We start from the raw sequence: 25,789 nt of genomic DNA, 5'->3' as shown, positions 1-25,789 counted from the left end.
TCCGCCAGAGCAGATGGGATTTTTTTTTATTTATTTACTCTTATGATCTAAAAATTCATAATACAAAGCTTTAGATAAAAAGTTTTCATTCTGATAATTAGAAATCAATTCTTCTCTCACCGCTTCTGAATCTTTTCCGTATAGATTATTTTTATTAAAATAGTCTCTTCTAGCATCATCATTAAAATTCAATTCGCTTAAAAAAACTGGTTCTACTCCTTTATTTACCGAAATATTGTAATTGGTTATAAGATTTCCCCAATTCACAAGACTGCAAACTAAAATTGTTCCGTAGAAATACCAAACCATTTGATTGACTAGATAAGCATTTGTTTTTTGTTTTGTAATTTTTAAAAAAGTATAAACCAGACCTATAATTGCTAAAATTAAAAAGGCGTAAACTCCTAAACGCTTATATGTTAATCCAAAAGAAGAAACATACTCTGAATTTTTGATAATAGCACTAACGATCAAAACTGCATTTAGAATAATCCAGATTTTAGCGAGTTTTTTTAATGATGTCGCTTCCTCATCAAAGTTGAATCCTCCTTTGAAATAAAACAGAATTACACCAACAGCCATCAAAATTGAAAAAATCACAGCATTTACACGTTCGTGAATATCAGCACTTAAATTTGCTTTATCTGCAGCTTCAAAAAACTGCTCGTAATTGTATGTTCCAATAAAAATTAAAAGTAAAATATTAAGCATTGCCAAAGTAATTACACCGCTCTTTCTTTCGAAATCAAGATCTAAAAATGAAAATGTACTTTGACTCTTTACTTCAGAAATATTAGTAAATTCATTATTCAACTTTGGATTGAATTCATAACAAGCATCGGGCACCCAATAATTCCAAAAGCTAAACGAGATATAAAATCCTAAAATACACATTGCAATTAGCTGAGGCAGATTGATATCTAATTCATAATCTGTAAATAATGAAGAAAAATGGTCGCTTCCGAAAGAATAAACGATAAAAAACAATCCTAAAAAAACAATCGGAATAATTACAAAGGCCACTAATTTCTTAGCAAAATCGTTATGAATTTTTCGTTCAGGCAGCCATTGACTAAAAATAAAAATCCTTCCTATTGAAGTAAATCCATTTAAAAATACCAACGGAAAAATCTGTACTATTTTCAGTTCTGTATCCTGAGTTTTAAACTGTAAAAAAAGAACTGAGAGCGCTAAAGCAAAAAAAGAAGCGGCATCGCCATACCATGCAAAAGCAAAACAAGACAAGATTGACGTAACCACCAATACTAAATGTGACCTATCTACAAACTTCTCCTGAAAGAAGTAACTAACTAACAATGTTAAAATTACACCAAAAATACCAATGTTAACCCCTGGATTTTGATTGTAAAAAAGTAATATAAAGACCACTGTACAAGCTAAAATAATTTGATGTTTTTTCATGATTAAATTTTTAAAAGTACTTTGCATTTCAAAGTTATTAGACAAAAAAATATAGTTATTACGATTTCATTAATTTTTCGAGATAAGAAAGGTGTTCTTTAAACGCCGCGCGGCCAAGCGGTGTTACTTGATAAGATGTTTTAGGCTTTTTACCCACAAATTCCTTCTTAACTTCGATATACTGAGACTTTTCTAATGCAGAGGAATGACTTGCTAAATTACCATCGGTGATATTTAAAAGCGTTTTCATCTCGGTAAAATCTACCCAGTCGTTAACCATCAGAACGGACATAATACCCAGTCTGACACGGCTTTCAAAATCTTTATTTAGTTTATCAATAATTCCCATTAGGTTATTTGTATTTTTTGAACATCACTAATCCGTATACAATATGCAGGATTCCAAATCCAATGATCCAAAATATCAATCCATATCCAATATAAAAAAGTGAAATACATCCTAAAACAAGTTCAGAAAAACCTAGATACTTTATGTCTGAGAAAGTATATTTTTCTGCATTTACAACCGCAAGTCCATAAAATATCAAAGTCGATGGTGCAACTAAACCATAGTTTCCATGATACATTAAAGCCAGACAAAATATACCTCCCACAGTAAGCGGAACAGCAAGATTAAACAGCATATTTTTTGTTGCAGATGTCCAAATTGGCAGATTGTATTTTCGGCTTTTTCTGATTGTAAAAAAGGCTCCAAATACAAAAGCGCAGACTAATATTATGATCCCTGTCAAAAACAAATGAGAAACTAAACTGCCTGAAAGCAAAACATGCTCATCTGTAAAATACTCAATACCATTAAGCTTAAATAGCTGATACACATACAAACCTCCTATTAAGGCTGAAAGTCCAGCAAAGACTCCCGAAAGCCCGCTTAAGGATATAAATCTTGAAGAACGCTCCATCATGGAACGAATGTGTGCTAAATCTTCTTGGTGTTTCTGATTCATAATAAAAGTACTTTGCGGTACAAAGTTATTATTTATTTTGAATTGGCAAATAAAAAGTGTAAAATATTTTCGTGAATAATGTAGATTCCTGTAAAGTTTTGAAAGCTATGCAAGAAAACACAAGGTCTGGTAAGCTGCGTGAGGGATAGGAATAAGCTGCCGAAGCAGCATGGATAGCCCGACCGTATTTGCAAAAAGGCGCACCTATGCGGCGAGATTGGAGCGCCTTTTTGCAAATACGGTCACGCCCAATGCCTAAAATGGAAAAAGCCTATTCTCATGAATAAGCTTTTATATTATTTTCATTTTTTTTATTTAGAACCATCTTTTTCTTTTAAACATATACACCCCAAATGCTGATAATAGAAATGAAATAAAAAGAATAATCCAAATACCATATTTACTTTCTTCTAAACCATTTGGTACATTCATTCCGTACACACTGGCAATTAAAGTAGGAATTACTAAAATAATAGAAATCGAAGTCATCTGCTTCATAATATCATTCATATTATTAGAAATTACAGATGCATATGCATCCATCATTCCTGTCAAGATATTGCTATAAATATTGGCTGTATCCTGTGCCTGACTTAATTCAATTTCGACATCTTCCAGCAAATCAGGATCATAGCTTGTTTTATGCGCGCGCAGATTTTTTACACGATGAAACAAGACATCATTTGCTTTTAGTGAGGTAATAAAGAAAACCAAACATTTCTCGATTTGCAGCAATGCCTGCAGCTCTTCATTTTTAATTGATTTTTCTAAATTGTCTTCTGCTAGTCTTATCTTCTGATTTATTTGTTTTAGATATTTTAAATACCAAACGCTTGATGATAAAAGCAACCTTAAAACCCAATCGAAATTGTCTTTAACTTGAATGTTTTTACGTCGTGAATACAACATAAAATCATGTATAATTTCTGTTTTATAAAAAGTAATTGTTACGCAGATATCACCTCTAAAAATTACGCCTAGCGGAATAGTCTGAAAGGGAAGTTTTATATCGTTGCTTTTTATAGGAACACGCATGATAATAAGCGTCCATCCGTCTTCGATTTCGATACGGGGTCTTTCGTCGATATCCTCTATATCATTGTAAAAAGCTTCGGGAATTTGAAGTTCTTCGAGTAAGTATTTTTTTTCTGCTTCGGATGGATTTTCAATATTAATCCAGCAATTTGGAGTCCATTTTGAGACTTCTAGTAATCCATTATCATTTGTGTAAAAGGCTTTCATTTCAAAATACAGGGTGTTATCACAGCATTTTGAAATTTTCAGAAGCTGCTTTTAATTTAATACTAACGAATAATAATCGTCCATTTGGATAAGCGTTTTTTTAGTGGTGCAAAAGTATCCTTTATTTTTAAGAACCGAAACTTTAAACTATTAATTAAATACTAAAAACAATAAAGCCTATTCTTTTGAATAGGCTTTATTATAATATTTTGAAGTAAATTATTTATTTTTTGCACTTCTCATTTTGCGCGCTAAAAGTGTATTTTTTAATAGCATTGCAATTGTCATTGGTCCTACTCCACCTGGAACTGGCGTAATGAATGCTGCTTTTTTGCTTACGCCATCAAAATCTACGTCACCTTTTATCACATAACCTTTTGGGTTTGATGCATCGTCTACACGCGTAATTCCAACATCGATAACCGTTACTCCCTCTTTTACCATATCGGCTTTTAAAAATTCAGGAACTCCCAAAGCTGTAATAATAATATCGGCATTTTTAGTAAATTCGGCTAAGTCTTTAGTACGGCTGTGAGTTAAAGTAACAGTTGAATCTCCTGGATTTCCTTTACGGCTCATCAAAATACTCATTGGACGTCCTACGATATGACTTCTTCCAATTACAACAGTGTGCTTTCCTGAAGTTTCAACTTTGTAACGTTCAAGCAATTCCATAATTCCGAATGGTGTTGCTGGAATAAAACTTTCCATTTCAAGCGCCATTCTACCAAAGTTTGTTGGATGAAAACCATCTACATCTTTATCAGGATCGATTGCTAATAAAATTTTTTGCTCGTCGATGTGTTTCGGCAACGGCAATTGAACGATGTATCCGTCTAAATTGTCGTCTTCGTTTAACTCTTTAATTTTAGCTAACAACTCTTCTTCAGTAATCTCTTCCGGTAAACTTACTAAAGTTGAATCGAAACCAATTTGCTGGCAAGATTTTACTTTACTTCCTACGTAAGTTAAACTTGCTCCGTTTGTTCCCACAATTACTGCTGCCAAATGAGGTACTTTTCCTCCGGCTGCTTTTATGGATTGAACTTCGGCTGCAATTTCATTTTTAATATCCTCTGATGTTTTTTTACCGTCTAGTAGTTGCATTGTATTGTTTCAGGTTTAAAGTTTCATGTTTCACGTTATTTGCGAAACTAATATTTATTTTATCGAAAAAAGTTTCAAATTTCAGTCTCTAACTTGAAACCTGAAACTTGAAACTTTTAATTTTATTATCTCGGCATTCCGCCTGGCATTCCTTTCATGCCTCCCATCATTTTCATCAGATTTTTTCCGCCCGGACCTTGCATCATTTTCATCATTTTGCTCATTTGGTCAAACTGCTTCATTAACTGATTTACCTGCTCAACTTTGGTTCCGGAACCTTTTGCGATTCTGGCCTTCCTTTTTACGTCGATTATGGCTGGTTTGCTTCTTTCGATTGGTGTCATTGAGTGAATGATGGCTTCAATATGTTTAAAAGCATCATCTTCTATTTCTACATCTTTCATGGCTTTTGAAGCTCCTGGTATCATTCCAACCAGGTCTTTCATATTACCCATTTTCTTTACTTGTTGAATCTGCGTTAGAAAATCATCAAAACCAAATTCGTTTTTAGCGATTTTCTTTTGAAGTTTTCTAGCTTCTTCTTCATCAAATTGTTCCTGAGCTCTTTCAACAAGCGACACAACGTCTCCCATACCAAGAATACGCTCCGCCATACGATCTGGATAGAAAACATCAATTGCTTCCATCTTCTCGCCTGTTCCAACAAATTTGATTGGTTTGTTTACAACCGATTTAATCGAAATTGCAGCTCCACCACGAGTATCTCCATCCAATTTCGTTAAGATAACTCCATCAAAATTCAAGATATCGTTGAAGGCTTTTGCTGTGTTTACAGCATCTTGTCCTGTCATTGCATCGACAACGAACAAAGTTTCCTGTGGCTGAATTGCTTTGTGTACACGTGCAATTTCATCCATCATTTCCTGATCTACTGCTAAACGTCCGGCTGTATCGACAATTACAACATTAAAACCGTTTGCTTTTGCATGTTTGATTGCATTTTGAGCAATTTCAACAGGATTTTTATTTTCTGGCTCTGAGTAAACCTCAACACCTATTTGATCTCCAACAACATGTAACTGATTGATCGCCGCAGGACGGTAGATATCACACGCTACAAGAAGTGGTTTTTTATTTTTCTTAGTCTTTAAAAAATTCGCAAGTTTTCCTGAGAAAGTCGTTTTACCAGAACCTTGTAATCCTGACATTAAAATAACTGAAGGATTTCCAGAAAGATTAACTCCGGCAACATCACCTCCCATTAATTCAGTCAGTTCATCTTTTACCAGCTTCACCAATAATTGTCCTGGCTGAAGCGTTGTTAAAACGTCCTGTCCAATTGCTTTTTCTTTTACTTTGGTTGTAAAATCTTTGGCAATTTTAAAGTTAACATCGGCATCAAGCAAGGCACGACGAACTTCTTTTAAGGTATCGGCAACGTTTACTTCTGTAATTTTACCATGTCCTTTTAATATATGGAACGCTTTATCTAACTTATCACTTAAATTATCAAACATACTATTTTCTTTATTTGAAGTGCAAAGATAATCTAAATAGCTATTTCAGGCAATTTTTATTTATACGCATTTTTTGCCACAAAGGCACAAAGACGCAAAGTTTTTTTGCCACGAATTGCACGAATTTCCCTAATTGTGAAAATTATTTTTTCACTCTCGCAGATTTAGCAGATTGGGCAGATTACTTTTTTAAAGTAAACACAAAAATCAGCTAAATCTGCGAGAAACAAAAAAGGCGCAAAGAATAAAACCTTTGCGCCTTTGTGACTTTGTATCTATGAACCTACTATTTTAAAACTGGAAGTAAATAAACGGCTGTGAACCAGCAACCGCTGTTGCGTAAACAATCCAGTAAACAAAACCTAGAATTACAGCTTTTAATAATAATGGTGTTTTATCAAAAACAAATTTCATTTTATCTGTTATTACTTCTGGTAAGAAGTGCCAAACGTATCCAAAAAGCATTAATAAAAACACATTTTTATAGCCTAAAATTATGGCCTGCCAATGTTCTGGTTCGAAAGTTAACTGACCAATATTGTTAATTACCTGTAAAGCAGTTTCGAAATCTCTTGCGCGGAAAAAGATCCAGCAGAAAACTACAAAATGGAATGTAATCACTATTGAAAAGAATCTCCATAAAAAATTTGAACCTTCTTTTTTAGATGGAAAAAATTCCATAAAAATCTTATGAACGGCCAATGCTAAACCGTGTAATGCTCCCCAAACAATAAACTGAGCTCCTGCTCCATGCCATAATCCTCCTAAAAGCATTGTTGTAAATAGATTCAGATTTGTCACTAAAGTTTGTCGGCGTTTGCTTGAAAGTAAAAAAGACAAACAAAAAAGTGCAATTGAACCAAATGCAATTATTAACGGAATTACACTAGTGCTATAACTTGTTATTCCCCACAACAGCAATCCAAAAAAGAATAAACTCGGAAATAAATATCCTGCAAATGATCCTTCTCTATTTCCACCTATAGAAATATACAAGAAATCTTTTAGCCAAGTTGAAAGCGAAATATGCCATCTTCTCCAGAAATCTGTAATCGATGTAGATTTATAGGGTGTTCTAAAGTTAGCTGGTAATTTGAATCCGAGTAATAAAGCGATTCCTATTGCCATATCTGAATATCCAGAGAAATCACAATAAATTTGGATAGCGTAACCATAAGATGCCATTAAGTTTTCGAACGAAGTATAACTCATTGGTGTATCAAAAACTCGGTCGACAAAATTTACTGAAATGTAATTTGAAATTACTGTTTTCTTAATTAATCCTCCAATAATCAAAAACAAAGCGTTGTTGACATCTTCTTTTGTTAGATTTAATTTTTGATAAATCTGCGGCAGGAAATCTTTGGCACGCACAATTGGCCCGGCAACCAGCTGCGGGAAAAATGAAACGAAAAACAAATATTCGATGTAGTTTTTTGTAGGCTTAATTTCTTCGCGGTAAATTTCAATAATATAACTCATTGATTGAAAAGTATAAAACGAAATTCCGACAGGAAGGAAAATATCATGGAACTTAAAATTACCATTGAACATATCATTGTAGGTCGCAATCATAAAATTGGTATACTTGAAATATCCAAGTAATCCTAAATTTAGAATTACACTTATAACCAGATATAGTTTTTTTCGACTGTCTTTTGTTTCATTATAGATAATTTGGCTTAACCCATAATCCACAACTGAAGAGAGCAGCAACAGTAAAAAGTAAATTCCGCTTGACTTATAATAAAAGAAAAGCGAGAAGAGAATAACGTAGGTTAATCTTAAATAAAATGTTTTGCGCAAAAAACCATACACAAAATAAAAAACCAAAAATAATCCTAAGAATAATCCCGTATTAAATAATAGTTTTTCGTCTGGATTATAAATAAACCAGCTTCTTACTTGTTCTATTGTAATTGCACCAAAATGACCTATGAACCAATCATTAATGCTGTCTATTGTTATCAATTTAATTCTTTAATTTAAAATTTTCGTATGCTTTTAAAAATGCCTCTGTAAACAAACTGCCTTGTTTTTCATATCCTTTTTTGGAATAATGAACCCAATCTGGCCCAATTAATCCGGTAGTTTTCAGATTTCGAATTCCGTCCATTCCACCAAGTTCTCCATATAAATCCCAAACTGCAAAACCATCTGTTTTTGCAATTTCAAGAATACTTTTTGCGTAATCTCTGATGTAAACATTTGGTCTTCTAGCTTTGAGCAGTGAAGGCGGTGGAGTTGTAACTATAATAGAAACATTACTATTATGCTCTTTTACTTTTTTTATAAAATCGCGTAATTCTCCTATATAGGCAGCACTTTCCATATGATCATAACTTTCGTTTGTTCCCAGCGAAAGAACCAACAAATCTGGATGCAATGATTTTAACTGCTCAAAAAATAAAGGATATTTATTATAATCTGAAAACTTTGCTCCATTTACACCAATTCCGCTATAAATAATCCCCGGAGCATCTTTTTCTAAAACAATTCCGTTAAGCTCATATTTCTCTGCATTTTTGTTAGGAAGCAGATAAATCTTATCCAACGGTTTGTCTGAATGGTAGGTATGAGAAAACGAATCAGATTCTAAAACTAAAGTGACAAATTCTGAACTTACAATATTCTTTGGTCTAGTTTCGTTGGTTGAAATTTTTAATGTTCTTCCAGCACGAATATTATTAGATTTTAAGTGATTGTCTCTTTTTATTTCGGCAATCGACACATTGTATTTATCTGCAATTGTCGAAATTGCTTCTCCTTTTTTTATTTTATGTGTAATGACTTTTCGCTCAGTTGTCTGAATTGTTTTAGTTTGGGTTGATGCCGCCAAATTAAACATATCCTGATTTTGAGGTGTTATAATATAAATGGAATTAAATTTATAAGCTGCATCTTTAATATTCAATTCAACAACAAAACCGTCATTATCCCTCCAAAGTGCAATTCCGCTTAAACCAACAGGACAGTTTTTAAAAGGATGAATATTGCGATAGCTTTCCCATGCTCTATTTGAATAAAAACGTTCGTTGTAAGAACCGTTTGTTTTTGCCAATTGATAAGGAAAAACTAAACCTCGCCCAGCATTTCCAAATTTTTGCTGGAGATTTTTCCTGATTTCATTCGTCATTAAATCACTCTGAATATGAGAATCTCCAATGTGAGCAATATTTATTTTATGATTATTATTGCTTTCATTATCCTTTACTTTCTTAAAAAACGACTCTAATACAACTGCATTATAAATTTGATTACCTGAAATAGGCTCAATTACTGCTGTATCAATCTTATGAATCATATTTTTTGTTATTGAAAGTGAATCTGTCTTAGGAGTTTTATCGTTTGTTGAGAAAAAAAGACAACAAAAGAAAATAATTAGTCTATTCATTTACGCTGTCTATTTTTACAGATACGGAATCTGTTTTGGGCTTTTTACTTGTTCTAGCTGTAACGCCTGATTCGCGTTTTTCACGTAAAACTTTATATTGTTCGTAACCTTTATTTAATTGATTGTACAACAAATTACCAATTGCTTTTGCACCTCTTTGATTAAAGTGCGTATAATCTTTATTGGCTTTTGCTGGAGCTTCGTCAACCCATTTTACCATCGAACCGTCACCACCCATTAAGGTATACAAATTAACAAAACCTGATTCTGTTTCTAATGCATATCTTTTTTGCGCTTTCATTAAAGGAACTACGGCAGAATCTGTTTTCATCTCTAAATCATATTTAGTCGATTTATCTGCGGTTGAAACAATTAAAATAGAAACTCCTGGAAATGATTCTTTTATTTTGTTAACGGTTTTTGTCATTCCTTTTTCATACCAAAAATAATTTTTGGTTCCATAATTCAATACATTGGTTCCGTAATGAAGAATAATCAAATCGTATTTTAAGCTATTATTAAAAGCTTTCATCACATTAGCATCAAACATAGAAATTGGCAGCCCTGAATTTCCTCTTTGAGAGAAATTATCAACATGAACACCACTTCCGTTGTCAAAATTAAATCCGTAAATTGGAATTGAATCGGCGTGAATAAAATTTGCTTTAAATGCTTTTATACTTCCTGAAGTCACTTTTAAACTGTTGACCAGATTACCTGGGGCTAGAGTTTTTCGCAACGTATCTTTTCCTATTATAAAGTTTACATTTCCTTTTTTAGAAGATCTTCCGTAAAATAACGTTGGATTATCTAAGGTTTTTGTATGTTTTGGAAGCCCGGCTTCGTATTGAACCCAAGTAGTGTTTGATTTGTCATTTGCAAAAAACACGTGTCCGTTTACACCAAAAGGACTTGTTGGTCTTTTTACATTTAAATACGATTGGGTTTTCCAGTTTTTAGAATAAGTCGATTTTACTGATCCGCGTGAAGCTGCAGATTCTGATGTTATAGGCACAAAACCTACTCCATTTCCGCCAAAACGATCTTGATAATTTGTTCGAACGTCTTGTACAATTAAATCCCCGTCTGTCATCGAATCTCCATAATAAGCAATTCGGACTTTACTTTGCGGATTTTGTTCCAGTTGATATAATTTTTCGTAAAAAGAAATCAAGTATTGATATCCTTTATAATTATCAAATGTTTCTGACGGAAATTCGATTCCTTCAGATGCATCATAAACAATTTTTTCCTGCCCAAGTTTACGTTCGCTTTCCTCAATACTGTCGCTTTTTGAAGACAAAGAATCTTTTGCGACAGACTCTAGAAGCAGACTGTCGATTAGTACATTTTTTGAATCTACTTTACTGTCAGAAAAAATCTTATCTGGCAAGATTTGCTTAAATCCAATGAAAGCAACAAACGCTAATGCTACGATTGCAAAAGACTGAAAGAAATATGATTTTGTATTCACTTACTAATTATAATTTGAAGGGTAGGATTTCAAGAACTAATTATCAAAATTCTTGTTAATTCTGTTTGAAAAAAATAATGCGCAAAGATAGAATTAAATCATTCATTTTTTGCTCATTTTAACAATAAAGAAAACAAAAAAAAGAGGCTAGAAAAATCTAACCTCTTTATCAAAAAAAAAATAAAAAAACAAAGCTAATGATTAACTGAATTTTTAATGTTTTTATTCATGGATTATTTTAAGATAGCATATTCTAAAACAATATTACCTCTTTCTCCTGCATCATTTGTCATTGCAAGGAATTTAACTTTATAATAGTTTCCTGCAGCATCTTTAACTACATAAAAACGATCTGTTCTAATACTTGGTAATGAACCGTTTTGTCCTCCGCCATTTCTCCAGTTAGCTCCAATCATTCTTTGATCTGTAACAGAAGGTTTAAAGCTGTCTTCTACAACTTTTGCTTTTGTAAAATCAGCATAAGATCCCCCTGCAGAAACTAAAACTTGATAAACTTGCGTTCCTCCTTTTAAATTTGTAGTAATAAAATCTGAATATCCGTAAGTAACTTCACCGCTAGGTCCCATGTTTAAATAATTTGTAAACACAGTAAAGTTTAAATCCCATTTCGCTTTTGCAGGTTCAACTGAAACCGTATTTCCTGAAGTTAAACTAAAAAATGTGAAATTAAAATCAGCATCTTTAGAAACTGTTTTTTCTGTAAATGTTTTTGAAGCTAATTCAGCATATTGAATTTTATATCCATTACCGCTTCTTAAAATTCTAACTTTCCTCCATCCTCTAGGATCTCCATCAACTGCAACATTACCAACATTTGCCTTTGCAGTACCTACTGCATATCCAAGATTTACTAAATATACTTTGTTATCAGCATCTGTTGCCGAAATTTCTGCAATTGCAGTACCGATACCTGCTCCTGCTCCTGCCAAAACCCCTGTAGGATTATCAACATATCCGTTTGAAGCTAGAGTTTCTCCTCCTCCTGCTAAAACTTTTGTATCGATTTCTTGCGCTACTGTAATATCAGATGTTTCTAATTTTTTAACAGCCATTTTAAGTGATCCATTAAGGATAACTCTAAAATCTGTACCTGTAGAAAATCCAAAATCCCAAGCTCCTCTATTTACAGATTTAGATTCTGCAGTACTTAAATCAAGATAAACTTGATTTGGCTGATTTGCTCCGCCTACTGATTCTTTCAACGTTTCTCCTACTGTTGGAACTTCAACTGGAGTACTATCATCATCACTTGAACATGCAGCCAGCGACAATAGGGCGATTGATAAAAATAAAAGTTTTTTCATTGTATTCTGTATTTATATTAAAGATTAAGGTTATATGCTAATTTTAAAAAATAGGAACGACCGTATGCAAGCATTACTTCTCCTGGTGAAGCATGCACCGCATTTTGATTTGTTCCTGATTGTATTACATTGGTAACATCAAGAATATTTCTTGCTCCTATAGTGACTTCAAATTGATCTTTAAAGAAATTTTGTCGAATTGAAGCATCAAGCCAATTGCTTGGGTCGATTGTAGACAAAAGATAAGATGACGAACCTTCAACAAACTGCTGTGTTCTGCCGTTGTATTTATAATAACCAGAAATTATAGTTTTCCATTTCGGAATTATATACGATGCACTTGCATTTAAATTAAAGGAATAAAGAAACTTATCATCTGATGTAAATTCTTGATTTTTTATCTCTTGAGAAATTCCAACAATCGCTGCTCCAAAATTAAAAGTTAGATTGTCTTTTTTAAATTGATTCATTGTCGAGAAATTCCACATTCTGTATTTACTGATATTAACGTATTCGTATTCTGGATTACCTGTATCAGGATTGAATCTTACCAAAGCCATATCAATTCTATCATCAACATCTAAATAACTTCCTGCAAAGGTGTTTGAAAGTTGAATTCCTGACGAAAAAATGGTTGTTTTTTTAAGACTAGCTTCATAAGACATACTTGTTTCTGGAATAAGGTTTTCGTTTCCGGTAAAAAAATGTCCATCAAATATTTGCTTTGAATATAACTCTTCAAAAGTCGGCGTTCTAAATGAGCTTCCGTAAGAACCTCGAAGTTCCACCCCTTTATCAAACAAATATCTCAAACCAAGAGATGAGGCATATTGATTATCAAATTGAGATTGTGCAGAAAATCGTATTCCTGGTCTAATAGAAAATCGCTGCGTTGCCATAATTTCTGAAGAAGCAAAGAAATCGTAATTTTCAAGTGTTTTGCGAACAGGGGACATAATGTTATTTGCTTCTTGAACAAGGGAATAACCACGATTATTGACAAACTCATATCCAATTTGCAGATCAACTTTTTTGTCTGAAAAAAAGTTATTCAATGTTCCTGTAGAATAAAGCACTTCCATCGACTGATCTTTGACCGTAACATTATTTGCTTCTGTTTTAGTAGATAAGTAATATCTAAAGTCTTCTACATCACGTGCTTGTTTTTGATGAGAAAGAGAAACATTGTAATTCAATTGTGAAAACAGTTTACCTGTCGCATTTAAGTTATGAAAATAACGATTTGTTAAATATCGTTTGTCATCTGCATAACGATACGAACCTAAAGTAGAATTGTATCCAGATTGTACTGTACTATTATAATAATCTACATTTTCATCCAAATACTCGAATTTGTAGAAAAATCGAAAATTATCTTTATGGTATGCGATTACTGCCGAACCGTTTAACTGGTCTTTTGGAAGCCATCTATATCCTCTTGTACCATCATTTTCACTATAATCAATTCCATTTTTATCACTCAAATAGCCTTGAAAATCATTTCGATTGGCACCTAATGAAAAATACCAATTTTTATTAAATGTATGAGATACTTTTAAAGCCTGTACGTGGCGTCCTTCCTTAAAAAGAGAATATTCATCGCTAACAGTTTCTTCTTGAACTGATGCTGTAATTCCCCATTTATATTTCGAAGATTTTTTGGTTATAATATTTAAAACACCACTTACAGCATTAGCTCCATAGGTAACTCCCATTGAACCTTCAACAATTTCAATATGATCAACATCATTTAAATTGATTTGCGATAAATCAACATTATTTCCTAAACCTGCCTCATTAACCAATGGAACATTATCTATCAAAATTTTAAAATACTGCGCATCTAATCCAAATAAAGAAACTGTAGATCGACCGCTTGTTCCACTTGGCCTTACTGTAATATTTAAATATTGATTTAAAACATCAGCCAAATTATTTGCTGCTAAATTTTGTATATCCTGATTTGAAATCACACGAACATTAAATACTGACTTCTTAATTGATTGTGGCTCAAACTGGCCAGTAACAACAACTTCAGAAAGTTTTTCTCGTGAGGTAATAGTATCTTTTTGCTGTGCAAAAGAAATTTGACAAAAAGGCAATGCTGCAAAAAGGATAAATTTTAGTTTCATTATTTTTATTCAGTCTTAATAATCGGTGCAAATATATAACTATTTTTAATTGTTCTAAATAAAATTTATATATTTGCAAAAATTTAAAAACAAAACAATAAGTTATGATTTCAAAAAGCCTCTACTTTTCAGCCATTATGGCTTTGACATGCAGCCTTGGTTTCAGTCAGGACGCAAAAAAACAGCAAGACATTAAATCGATCAAATCGATGTGCGGTTGTTATGAAGTGAAATTTAATTTTGCAGAAACTTTTCAATATGCTAAAGATTCAGCAACATACAAACCATCACAAACTAAGCATGAATCTGCTTTAGAATGGGTAGAATTGCTAGAAGATACTCCAAACAAAATTGTGATGCAGCACTTATTAATTGTAAGTGATGACATGATTATTAAACACTGGAGACAAGATTGGCTTTACGAAAACACAGACTTATACTCTTTTGATAAAGGAACTTCTTGGAAGTATAAAAAACTGGATAAAAAAGCTGTAAAAGGACAATGGACTCAAAAAGTATATCAAGTAGATGACAGTCCAAGATATGAAGGATCATCAACTTGGGTACATGTTGACGGAAAAGATTATTGGGCAAACGTTGCTGATGCACCATTACCAAGAAGAGAGCAAACACACCGTAATGATTACAATGTTTTAAAAAGAAGAAACATTCATGAAATCACGGCAACTGGCTGGAATCATGAGCAAGATAATGACAAATTGGTTAGAGATGACAGCGGAAAAGATGTTTTGTTAGCTCAAGAAAAAGGATTTGATGTTTACACAAAAGTACCAGATATTAAATGTATCGCTGGTCAAAAATGGTGGGTTGCAAACAATGCACTTTGGAAAAATGTTCGTGATAAGTGGCAAACTTTATTCGACAGACATCAGGATTTAAACTTAGAAGCTAAAGTTGACAGAAAAGCACTTTACTCACTTTTGTTTGACTTAAAACCAAACGCAACAAAAGCGGAGAGTGATGCAATCATCAACAAGTTCGTAAAATAAAAAATGTTTGTGTTAGTTGTAAAAAAGCCGATAGTTTTAGGACTATCGGCTTTTTACTGTAAACAAAAAACCGTCTGAAATTTAATTCAAACGGTTTAGCATTTAATCATTTTACTAAAACTACTTCAAATAGTTAAAATCAAACAATGCATAGTTACTTTGAAAGATTAAAACTATTTAGTTTTTATCCCAAAATATTTTTGTAGATAACTTATCTCCCCCAATTGCAACCGCAGCCGCATTGTAATTTGTAGCATTTAAAGTCTGTTCTCTAATTGGGTAAGCCATTCTTGAAGGGATTTGTCCATTTGCAGCCGCATCAGCGTTAGGCGGCGGCGTAAGGGCTGGAAAGTTTAACCTTCTTGTAAATGTCCATCCTTCAAAACCTCTATTAAACATGGCGTACCATGCTTGTTCGCCAATTTTTTGCTGCCAAGTCCCAACAGCAGTACTATATGCAACTGTTGGCTGCGCTAAGTAAGTATCAGCAGCAGCTGTTGATATTCCCCAATCTTGCATTGAAGCTTTGATTGCATTATTGTAATGACTTTCTGCTGTCCCACCTGCTGGAATACCTCTTTCTACTGCTTCTGCTAATAAAAATTCAACTTCTGCATAATCCAAATAAGTTCCTTTAAAATCGGGTGCTTGAATTAGATCGCTGATATGTGTAAATTTTCCAAAACTATTTTTAACTCCAATCACCCCGCCTTTATATGGCAACGGATTTCCATCTTCGTCTTGTAAATTTTGAGCAAAATAAGCTTTTGTTCTAGGGTCATTCTTAGCAACTAATGCATCCACAAATGGTTTCGCTGGTACAAAATCATGTCTGCCTCCAAAAACTAAATCTACAAAAAGCGGATTAGTATTTGGTACATTTTTCTCGTACGCTATTTTCGCATTATCAGCGTTAGATGCAAATACATTTTTTGATGCAGAAATAATTGCAGCATCAGCAATAGCATCCTCTAAGCCCGAAGCTTTAAGATTTATCCCTAATTTCAATTTAATACTATTTGCAAATTTTATCCAAGAAGTTAAATTATCTCTGTAAATAACATCTGCATTTCCAAATGCACTATATCCTGTCTCAATATTGGCAATATCATTATCAAGACGTACAATTAAATCCTTATAAATATCTACTGCTTTATCATACTTTGGAAGATAATTTCCTGAACCTTTTAATGCATCTGAATAGGGAATATCTCCAAAAGTATCCACTAAAATCTGATAAGAGTAAACCGTTAAAATATCAATTAAAGCAAGTTGATTCTTTTTTGTTGCAGTCTTTGCTGCAAAATCAGGATCAGAAGCTAAGATAAATTCATTTTCTACTGCCGATTTTGCCATCACTAAATCGCTTAAGGATCCATCATTTGTTGTTGTTCCTGAGAAATAAGCATTCCAATGATTTCCTGAGATATTTCTGGTTGTCCATTGATAAACTGATTCATCTATATAAGTAGTCTCAGTCCATTGCTGGTTCACTAGTCTAAATATATTTTTATTTACACTGGTATTAACAACTTGCTCCGCAATACCTTTTTGAGCACTGGTAAAAAGTGAAGCAGCGGGCACCTCAGAAGGATTTTTTTTATCTGTATTCAAGTCCGTCAAATCACTACAAGAACTTGTAAGTGCTAAAACACTTAAAAAATAAATTATTTTTTTCATGATATTGTATTAAAATTTAAATGTTAAGTTAAATCCAATGTCTCTTGTTGTAGGCAATGAACCAACAGAATAACCTCTTGAGTTATTTCCAGATGACAACCCACTCTCAGGATCTGCATATGGCAGATTTTTACTTATTATCCATAAATTAGAACCTAACAAACTAAATGTCGCAGCGTTAACAAATGTTCCTTCAAACATTCTCTTAGGAAAATTGTATGAAATAGAAACCTCTCTTAATTTTACATAAGAAGCATCGTAAACAAATGCTTTTGCCGGCTCTGCTAAGTAACCATAGTTATTAGAATAAACACCTGGATTCTGCGATATCACTTTATTTGGAGTTCCATCAGGAGCAACTCCTGCATTTAAAATACCTGTTTCACGAATAGTCCCCACAGCAGTTTCTTTATACAAACCAGTAGCTAGTCCGTAGTACATATCTAAAGAAAAGATATCACCTCCCTTTTGAGTATCGATTAAAAAACCAAGAGAAACGTTTTTGTAGGTAAACTTGTTTCTCACACCACCTATCCAATCGGGAGTAATGTTTCCAATTGTATTATCAGACGTAGTTGTGATCATATATTTCCCTGTTTTTTGATCTATTGTTGGCTGACCATTTGTATAAACATAATCTGTTCCTTTTATACTTCCATAAGCTTCATTAAGAGTTGCATTGGTTGTAACACCTCCTTGAAAAGATGCTAATTGTAAATTCTCAATACCTCCTGGCAATGAAACAACTTTACTTCTGTTGTTAGACCAGTTTACAATAATATCCCAACTAAAATCTTTTGTTTTAATAGGAGTTCCCATAATTTGAATTTCTAACCCTTTATTCTCAATATTACCACCATTTACAACTGCATTTGTAAATCCTGATGCAGAAGATACTGCTGCAGATACAATTTGATCTACAGAATTTGTCTTATAATAGGTAACATCAAATCCTAAACGTCTATTAAACATGCTTGTTTCTAAACCAGCTTCAAAAGATTTTGTTCTTTCAGGTTTTAGATTAGGATTTTTATTAATATTAGGTAGAGTATACATTGGTTCATTATTAAAATTAGAACTTCTTGTATAAGTATTTGTTAGTTGCAATGCATCTGCATCATTACCTACTTCTGCATAATTCATTCTGAACTTCCCTAAATTCAACCATTCAGCTTTCATTAAATTGGAGAATAAAATAGATCCCGAAACTGCAGGATATACATACGAATTATTTCCATTAGGAAGTGTCGAAGACTCATCACGTCTAACAGAAGCATCCAAAAAATAGGTGTCTTTGTAACCTAAAGAGGCCTGAGCATAAATACCATTTACTTGTTTCGTATATTTTGCTTCTGTAGGAAAAGGCAATGCATATCTTGAATTTGATAATGCATATATTCCTGGTGTCACTAAACCTCCAATTGTAGATGAAAGCACACTTTCTTTATCATTTCTTCTCACGTTCGCACCTAATATTCCTGTCAAACTAAAATGTTCAGCAAATTTTTTATTGAAATTCAACATGAAATCGTAATTAATTTCCTGAAAATTATTATCAAATCTCTGATAACCTGAAGTTTCATCAACAGGAGATAATCCAAAACCTGAGGCAATAGAACCAACAGCTCTTCTTTCTTCTTGAAGTTCTTTATATGTATCTAGAGATACACGACCTAAAGCACTTAACCAATCTGTAATTTTATAATCTAGAGATGCATAACTAAATAAACGCGTTCTATTATCTGAAGAATAATTTTGATAACGAGTAAAATAAGGGTTATCCCAATAAGCTGGTACTAAACCTTCTGCCGAAGTTGGATCTGCCCAATTCCAAGTAACGTTTTGTCCGCCAGAAGCTTTATAAACATTTTGCAGTTCTTTTAAATCAGTATTGGTTTGCCACCATTGTCTAAAATTCCCTAAAATATTATCATTATAACCCGTAGAGTTTCTACCAACAGTACTTTGCAGCGTAACGGCAGCATATGCGTTTGCGGTTAATTTGTCTGTAATTTTTTGACTAAATCTAGCACTTAACTGATTCTTTTTTAATTCACTGTTTGGTAAAATCCCCGATTGAAGTGTATTTACATAAGACAATGAAAGGCTCGATCTTTCGGTAGCTTTCTCAAGAGATAAGCTGTTTACATTTGTCTGAGCCGTTTTAAAAAAAGTAATCGGTCCATTTTTAGCTGCGCTCCAAGGAGTTGCTTGTCCATAATTTTTTGAATATGGAGTAAAGGCGTCCCATTGATAAACAGGTTGTCCAGTAAAAGCATCTCCATAAGAAGCGTCATTAGAAGTATCGACGGTAGGAATAGGGCTTTCAGCATCAAGAAAGGAACTTCCAATTCCATATCCAGATCCATATTTAGTTTGATATTTAGGAAACGTCGATTTGTCAACTGTCCCTACAGTAAAGCTGCTTGAAAAAGTAAATCCAACTTTCTTGTCTTCTTTCTTTCCTTTTTTTGTTGTTACCATAACAACTCCATTAGCTGCTCTAGATCCATACAAAGCTGTTGCCGCTGCTCCCTTAAGAATATTTATACTCTCGATGTCTTCTTGATTGATATCAGAAACACTATTTCCATAATCATATCCTCCACGTCCACTCATCTGAGTCGTTGTATTCGAATTTGAATTATCTACCGGTACACCATCAATCACCCAAAGAGCCTGATTGTTTCCTGTTAAAGATTTATTCCCACGAATTACTACGTTTGTTGAACCTCCAAAATTTGTATTCCTCGAAACCTCAACACCCGCAGCTTTACCTGCTAAAAGATTAGCCACATTGGCATTCCCTGCCCCGCCATCTAAATCTTTACCTGAAATTTGCTGTGTTGCATAACCTAAAGATTTTTTTTCTCGTTTAACTCCCATTGCAGTAGTTACTACTACTCCTTCAAGTTCGGTGGTATTATCGACTAATTTTATATTAATCAAAGAAGAATTCACAACTGCTTCTTGTGTTTTCATTCCTACATAACTAAAAATTAGAACTTGATTTGTGCTGGCTTTAATTGTGTACTTTCCATCAAAATCTGTTTGAGTTCCCAGCTTAGTTCCTTTCACTAATACACTAACTCCCGGCAAAGGTACTCCCGCATTGTCAGAGACTGTTCCTGTAATTTTTTTCTCTTGAGCTGCTATTAAATGCATACCAAGAACAAAAAAAAGTACTACTAATAGTTTTAATTTTTGTTTCATTGTTTTTATTTTTTTTAATTAATTGGCATCGAACTTAAAAAATTAAAATAATTTTAACAAGAATTATATATTATTTAACATTATTAAATGTGCGAATATTAATCTAATTAAGGCTTGCTGAATACGATAAATAAAAACAAATCTTACAAAACAGCACATAAAGAGTCCGAATAAAAGAAAATCGCAGAATATTAGTAACAAGCATTTTTTTAAGAAATTTTCTAAAAACTCTTAGAGATTAAGCAAAAAAAAAAACGTCTAAATAAAGTTTAGACGGTTAACTATCCTTTTTCTATTTTTACTAAAAGCTTACTAATTCAAAATAGTTAAAACAAAAGATCAAGGAAGATATTTTTAAAGATGTCAATCATTTATAATTCTATATAAACTCAAAACATTATCTTAATCAACAAAAACCACTCTACAAATTACCAGCACAATTTAAGAAAGAATTAACCTACACAATTCCACTATAAGTTAAATTAACAGCAAAAAAAGTCAATAATTTAGAGCTACTCGCTTTAGCTTCACTTAAACAAAAACCAACCTGTCGTAAATCAACAAAATAAAAACACTTATGTCAGTTATTAAAAATGATCACAACAAAAAAGAGCATCCATTACAAAATGGATGCTCCTTTAAAACTGTTATAATTTAGAAAGATTATTATCTAGTTCCGCCTGCCCACCAAACGTTTTCTTTATAAACATAGGTTCCATCTCCAAATGCTGCTTTCACATTCTTGTTAGCAGATACATCTGAATTTCCATAACCAAATCTAAGTGGAAACTTAGTTGCATTTAATGGGTTTGCCAATTGAATTGGATGTGCAGCTGCCGATCCATACATTGCTAATAAACGTCTGTAATCATTATAAGCCTCAACAGATTCATCTTCATAGAATGAAAAATATTTTTGCACTGCAATTTCTTTTAGTAAATCAGCATTAGTTGTAATATTTAAACCTGCAACATAACTTGCTGCATTTGTTGTTGAAAAATTAATAGACTGCGCTTTATTAAAAGCTGCGCTTACAGCCGCTGTTAAACTAGCAGTACTTGTAACACTCGATGATTTTCTTGCTTCTGCTTCTGCTTTAATAAACAATAACTCATGATAACTTAACATAAATATCGGATTGCTTTTGTTTAGTAAAGCTGAATACGAATAATTTTGGCTTTGCGGGCTAACGCCATTTACAAAAAACTCGTATGTCAATGGTGCTCCGCTTGTTTTACTAATTTGTTGAAAATAACCTGTAGCACGCGGGTCATTTGCTCTGGCATTTAACTTGTCTGACAAACTTTTACTTGAAAATAAATATCCTCTAGCAATTTTTAATTGATAAAAAGGATTTGGAATACCACTATTTACCATCTTAAATTCTTCGCTTTTGCTTGTAAACGATTTACTTGCATAAGTTAAAACTTTATCATAATCAGGAGATTTAAAAGAAAGATGCAGTGTATAACGAGCCAATAATCCATTGGCCGCTTTTATCCACTTAGAGTTGTTTGGAGCGGCAGCAGTACCGCCTGGGTAAATTATATCCTGAGCTCCTAAAACTGGATAAGTAGATGTTTTTCCTAAATTAACAATAGCATCTTCTAGAGTTGTAAAAATTGTTTTGTATAGGTCTTCTTGACGATCCAGTTTAGGTGTGTAATATACTCCTGGCTGAAAAGCCTCAGAGAAAGGAACATCTCCATACATATCTGTCAGCAAGGCTAAATTATAAGCATATAGAATTTGTGCAATTCCTAATGTAGTATAGTTTCCTTTTTCTTCACCAGTTGTACATTTATCGATTATGATTTTTAAATTGTACATGTTAGAATATAGACTGTTCCAAGAATTATTATAAGTTGTTGCACTCTGAGGCTCCCCATTTCTTGTTTCAGCATTAAACATCTGACCAGAACCTCCAGCGTTTAATTCTACATAAACACCGGCATAAAAAGCTAATTCTGCACCTGTATCGCTAAATGCCGTACCTGTCATCGCATTAGTAATAGCAAAACGAGTCGCCACATCTACTGGTTTATTTACGTTTTTGTTTATGTCATCCATTTTATCTTCAGAACAAGAATTTAATGAAATTGATGTCATCACCAAAAGTAATATGACTTTATATTTTTTCATGATTTTTTTGAATTATATTAATTAAGTGTTAGATTCAATCCAACTCCAATACTTGTAGTTTGTGGAACAGATAATCTTTCAAAACCACCAGCCATGTTGTTGTTTCCTTGTGATGCTTCTGGATCTAAATTTGGCATTTTAGCCCACAATAAAACATTTCTTGCGAATGCAGAAACACGTAAATCTAAGCTTGTTGAAAGTTTTGGCAGTGTGTATCCCAAAGATAGTTCTCTTAGTTTTACGAAAGAAGCATCATATATGGCAGTTTCCGCAATATTTGAATACACCGCATAAGTAGCTTCTTTAGTTGCTCCTTTTGTATTTGGTTGTCCATCAGCAGTTACTCCCTTTTGAACCATCAGTTCATCACGATCTCCTGTTTTTGCACTTAACCCATAAGTATCTAACAATGAATTTGTCCCACTATACATTACACCTCCATTTTTCCAATCAAAAGTCGCTGCAAGCGTTACTTTTTTGTATCTGAAAGAAGTTGTCCCTCCTAAATTGAATTTTGGAGCTACCTCACCAAGTGACTTAGTTTCTCCCGCAATAGCTAATCCTTTATCATCAACTAGAATATTTCCTTTATCATCTCTTGCAAAAGCTGTTCCGTAAATAACAGGATAACGTTCTCCAATACTGGCTCTAACTTGTGGTGTTACAAATCCTCCTAAGAAAATATTTGGCACTCCCTCTTTTAATTCATCTACATAATTGTCTATTTTGGTAAAGTTTGCTGATATTGTCCAATCAAAATCTTTAGTTCTAACAGGAGAAACACTTACTACCAATTCATGACTGTTTGTATGAGCTTTTCCTCCATTCATTACTAAACTTGAAGCTCCTGTTGAACCTGCCAAAGGAACATTAAAAATCTGATCAATTATGTTCTGTTTGGAATAGGTATAATCTATACTAACACGATCTTTAAAAAAGCGAAATTCACCACCAACTTCATAAGATCTTGTATTTTGAGGCCTTAGGTTTGGATCGTACATTATACTATATGGTGTATATGAATTTACACCAGTAAGAGGATAACTTATAGGTGCACTTGTCCAAAATCCACCTCCATAAGTCGGTACTGAATAATAATTTTGTTTATAAGTTCCTGCCTGACCTACTTCGGCCCAAGACCCTCTAAGTTTTGCAAAAGATAAGGTTGAATTCCCTTTTAGAGCTTCCAATTCTGTTAATACAACCCCTAATGATACTGAAGGGTATACAAATGAACGATTACCTCGCGGCATTGATGATACAACATCCTTTCTTAAAGTAGCACCTAGATAAATAAAGTTTTTGTATGAAAGATTTAAATTTCCAAATAAACCAACAGTTCTGTTTTTATCAATGTTATCTACAGCAACAGTTTGCTGCGTATTGGCTAAATTAGGCCAGCCGCCAAAATTAAGATCATACCCCTCCATTTCGTAACTCTTCTCGTATTTATCATTGATTTCATTACCTACCAGAGCAGTTAAATTTAAATCGTCTGAAATTTTATATTCATAATTTACTGTGAATAATGAATTTATAATTCTGGATGTAATTCCATAAATATCTAAATAACCTGCTGTAGTCTGCTTATTCCCATATTCATCTATATCTCTATAGTTAGTGGTGTAAGCATCAGCGCCAAGCTGATATCTGAATGATATTTTGTGTTTGCCGTCCGTCGAGATATTTGGTGCAAATTCGACATAGCTGTTTCCGTAAAAACGATCCGTTTGTTCGTCATGTATATTGTGAGCAGCAGCCCAATATGGGTTATTGAATCCTGTTGGTCTGTAATAAATTTGTTTATAAGGATCTGTTGGACTTTCATATCCGTTTCCTTTCAAATCGTAACTTATTGGACTTGCAAATGCACCTGCAACAGATGAATCATTTGCACCTGTAGCCTTTTCGGTTTTACTAGTAACATAGTTTCCAACAAATCCTGTTTTCCATGTGTCTGATAACTTCGTACTAAACGCCGCTCTTGCATTATAACGTGTATAACCTGTTGCAGGCACAAAACCATCTTGATTTGTTGAGCCCAAACTAAAAGCATAATTCGTTTTATCTGTTGCTTGTGTCAAACTAAAAGAATTATTTATAGTAGTTCCGGTCTTAAAATAAGCACCAAAATTATCATATACTTTAGGCGACACCCATGGATCTAAACCTGCTGTTGCTCTTTGCGGTACATAATACTTACCTGCGTGAGCTGTTACATCTCCACCATTCAATGTGTTTGCAACATTACCACCATATGCCTTATCATTTGGCAAATCAGAAATTTTTGGTCCCCAAGAGTATGAATTTGTCGGAGCATATCCACCACTTACGCCTTGTGCATATTGATCTTGAAAATCAATCTTTCTTGAAACATTCTCAGCAGACATTGAACTAGAGAAATTTATGATAGGTTTTCCGTTTTTAGAAGCCCCTTTTCCACTTTTTGTTGTAATTACAACTACTCCATTTGTAGCTCTAAGCCCATAAAGTGCTGATGCAGCTTGTCCTTTTAGAATATTGATAGATTCAATATCATTTGGATCTATGTCTGCTGCCCTGTTTGAACTATCAGCCCCGGACACACTGTTTCCAGTACTGTAATCAGCTGTTGAAGCTACCGGCATACCATCAATTACATATAGAGGAGTGTTGTCTCCCGTAAATGAACGAGCTCCACGAATTACAATTCGAGAAGAAGCTCCCGGCGCACCACTTGAAGGTGTAATATTTACCCCTGCTAATTTTCCTTGAAGAGCACCAGCCAAACTATTGTTGTTTCCCTTTGTTAATTCATCGGCTTTAATTTCTTGAGTAGCATATCCTAATGCTTTTTTCTCCTTTTTAATTCCCAAAGCTGTAACTACTACTCCTTCTAATTCTTGCGCACCAGCATCAGCTAATTTTAAATTAATTGTTGTAGAAGTTATAGTTACCTCTTGAGTCTTCATTCCCATGTAACTAAATACCAAAACTTGACCTGAAGCTGCTTTGAGAGAGTATTTCCCGTCAAAATCACTTTGAGTACCTGTCTTCGTTCCTTTGACAAGTATACTAACACCTGGCAAAGGCATTCCCATATTGTCTGAAACTATTCCCATAATTTTTTTTTCTTGCGCAAAAGAGAATTGCAAGGCAAGCACAAAAAAAAGCATCATTAATCCTTTTAATTTTTGTTTCATTATTTTTTTGTTTAGAATTA

At 33.4% G+C, this 25,789-nt stretch carries 16 protein-coding genes; 1 reads left to right on the top strand and 15 read right to left on the bottom strand.

Annotation, left to right across the window (positions count from 1 at the left end):
* Nucleotides 1-30: 30 nt before the first annotated feature.
* The 11 genes from ACHRVL_RS18265 to ACHRVL_RS18215 form a co-directional block, all read right to left on the bottom strand.
* The gene (locus tag ACHRVL_RS18265; protein ID WP_395414832.1) at nt 31-1,422 is read right to left on the bottom strand and encodes a DUF4173 domain-containing protein; all 1,392 of its coding nucleotides are present in this window, start codon (nt 1,420-1,422) and stop codon (nt 31-33) included.
* Nucleotides 1,423-1,480: 58 nt separating this feature from the next.
* Entirely contained in the window at nt 1,481-1,771 is a 291-nt protein-coding gene (locus tag ACHRVL_RS18260) for a transcriptional regulator (RefSeq protein ID WP_089055859.1), read from the bottom strand.
* 4 nt (nt 1,772-1,775) lie between these two features.
* Nucleotides 1,776-2,390 (bottom strand): hypothetical protein, encoded by a 615-nt coding sequence (locus ACHRVL_RS18255; protein ID WP_395414831.1) that lies wholly within the window; start codon nt 2,388-2,390, stop codon nt 1,776-1,778.
* Between the two features lie 315 nt (nt 2,391-2,705).
* Complete coding sequence (locus ACHRVL_RS18250; RefSeq protein ID WP_395414830.1) at nt 2,706-3,632, bottom strand: magnesium transporter CorA family protein; 927 nt, start codon at nt 3,630-3,632, stop codon at nt 2,706-2,708.
* A 219-nt stretch (nt 3,633-3,851) separates the two neighbouring features.
* Nucleotides 3,852-4,739: a bifunctional 5,10-methylenetetrahydrofolate dehydrogenase/5,10-methenyltetrahydrofolate cyclohydrolase gene (locus ACHRVL_RS18245; RefSeq protein ID WP_395414829.1), complete on the bottom strand. Its 888-nt coding sequence runs from the start codon at nt 4,737-4,739 to the stop codon at nt 3,852-3,854.
* A gap of 125 nt (nt 4,740-4,864) precedes the next feature.
* On the bottom strand, nt 4,865-6,217 hold the full coding sequence (gene ffh, locus ACHRVL_RS18240) for a signal recognition particle protein (protein WP_395414828.1): 1,353 nt from the start codon (nt 6,215-6,217) through the stop codon (nt 4,865-4,867).
* Nucleotides 6,218-6,508: 291 nt separating this feature from the next.
* Nucleotides 6,509-8,188: an MBOAT family O-acyltransferase gene (locus ACHRVL_RS18235; RefSeq protein WP_395414827.1), complete on the bottom strand. Its 1,680-nt coding sequence runs from the start codon at nt 8,186-8,188 to the stop codon at nt 6,509-6,511.
* A 1-nt stretch (nt 8,189) separates the two neighbouring features.
* Nucleotides 8,190-9,521, bottom strand: coding sequence for a GDSL-type esterase/lipase family protein (locus ACHRVL_RS18230; RefSeq protein ID WP_395414826.1), 1,332 nt, complete (start codon nt 9,519-9,521; stop codon nt 8,190-8,192).
* Between the two features lie 82 nt (nt 9,522-9,603).
* Nucleotides 9,604-11,085, bottom strand: a complete 1,482-nt coding sequence (locus ACHRVL_RS18225) for an SGNH/GDSL hydrolase family protein (protein WP_395414825.1) — start codon at nt 11,083-11,085, stop codon at nt 9,604-9,606.
* A gap of 233 nt (nt 11,086-11,318) precedes the next feature.
* Nucleotides 11,319-12,410: an HmuY family protein gene (locus tag ACHRVL_RS18220; protein ID WP_370433374.1), complete on the bottom strand. Its 1,092-nt coding sequence runs from the start codon at nt 12,408-12,410 to the stop codon at nt 11,319-11,321.
* 17 nt (nt 12,411-12,427) lie between these two features.
* Nucleotides 12,428-14,542, bottom strand: coding sequence for a TonB-dependent receptor plug domain-containing protein (locus ACHRVL_RS18215; protein WP_395414824.1), 2,115 nt, complete (start codon nt 14,540-14,542; stop codon nt 12,428-12,430).
* A gap of 104 nt (nt 14,543-14,646) precedes the next feature.
* On the opposite strand from ACHRVL_RS18215, the gene ACHRVL_RS18210 reads away from it, so the two are divergent.
* Nucleotides 14,647-15,552 carry a DUF6607 family protein gene (locus ACHRVL_RS18210; protein WP_089055850.1) on the top strand — a complete coding sequence of 302 codons (906 nt, stop codon included), beginning with the start codon at nt 14,647-14,649 and terminating at the stop codon, nt 15,550-15,552.
* A 177-nt stretch (nt 15,553-15,729) separates the two neighbouring features.
* Here ACHRVL_RS18210 and ACHRVL_RS18205 read toward each other — a convergent pair whose 3' ends face one another.
* The 4 genes from ACHRVL_RS18205 to ACHRVL_RS18190 all read right to left on the bottom strand — a co-directional run bounded on the left by ACHRVL_RS18205 (nt 15,730) and on the right by ACHRVL_RS18190 (nt 25,769).
* Entirely contained in the window at nt 15,730-17,232 is a 1,503-nt protein-coding gene (locus ACHRVL_RS18205; RefSeq protein WP_395414823.1) for a SusD/RagB family nutrient-binding outer membrane lipoprotein, read from the bottom strand.
* Nucleotides 17,233-17,241: 9 nt separating this feature from the next.
* Nucleotides 17,242-20,445, bottom strand: coding sequence for a SusC/RagA family TonB-linked outer membrane protein (locus ACHRVL_RS18200; protein WP_395414822.1), 3,204 nt, complete (start codon nt 20,443-20,445; stop codon nt 17,242-17,244).
* A gap of 666 nt (nt 20,446-21,111) precedes the next feature.
* A complete protein-coding gene (locus tag ACHRVL_RS18195) occupies nt 21,112-22,587 on the bottom strand; it encodes a SusD/RagB family nutrient-binding outer membrane lipoprotein (RefSeq protein ID WP_395414821.1) in 1,476 nt (491 codons plus the stop codon).
* 17 nt (nt 22,588-22,604) lie between these two features.
* On the bottom strand, nt 22,605-25,769 hold the full coding sequence (locus tag ACHRVL_RS18190; protein ID WP_395414820.1) for a SusC/RagA family TonB-linked outer membrane protein: 3,165 nt from the start codon (nt 25,767-25,769) through the stop codon (nt 22,605-22,607).
* Nucleotides 25,770-25,789: the final 20 nt, after the last annotated feature.

It is taken from the genome of Flavobacterium sp. FlaQc-28 (assembly GCF_044007415.1).
GTDB lineage: Bacteria > Bacteroidota > Bacteroidia > Flavobacteriales > Flavobacteriaceae > Flavobacterium.
This window is presented reverse-complemented; position numbering and strand designations above follow the sequence as displayed.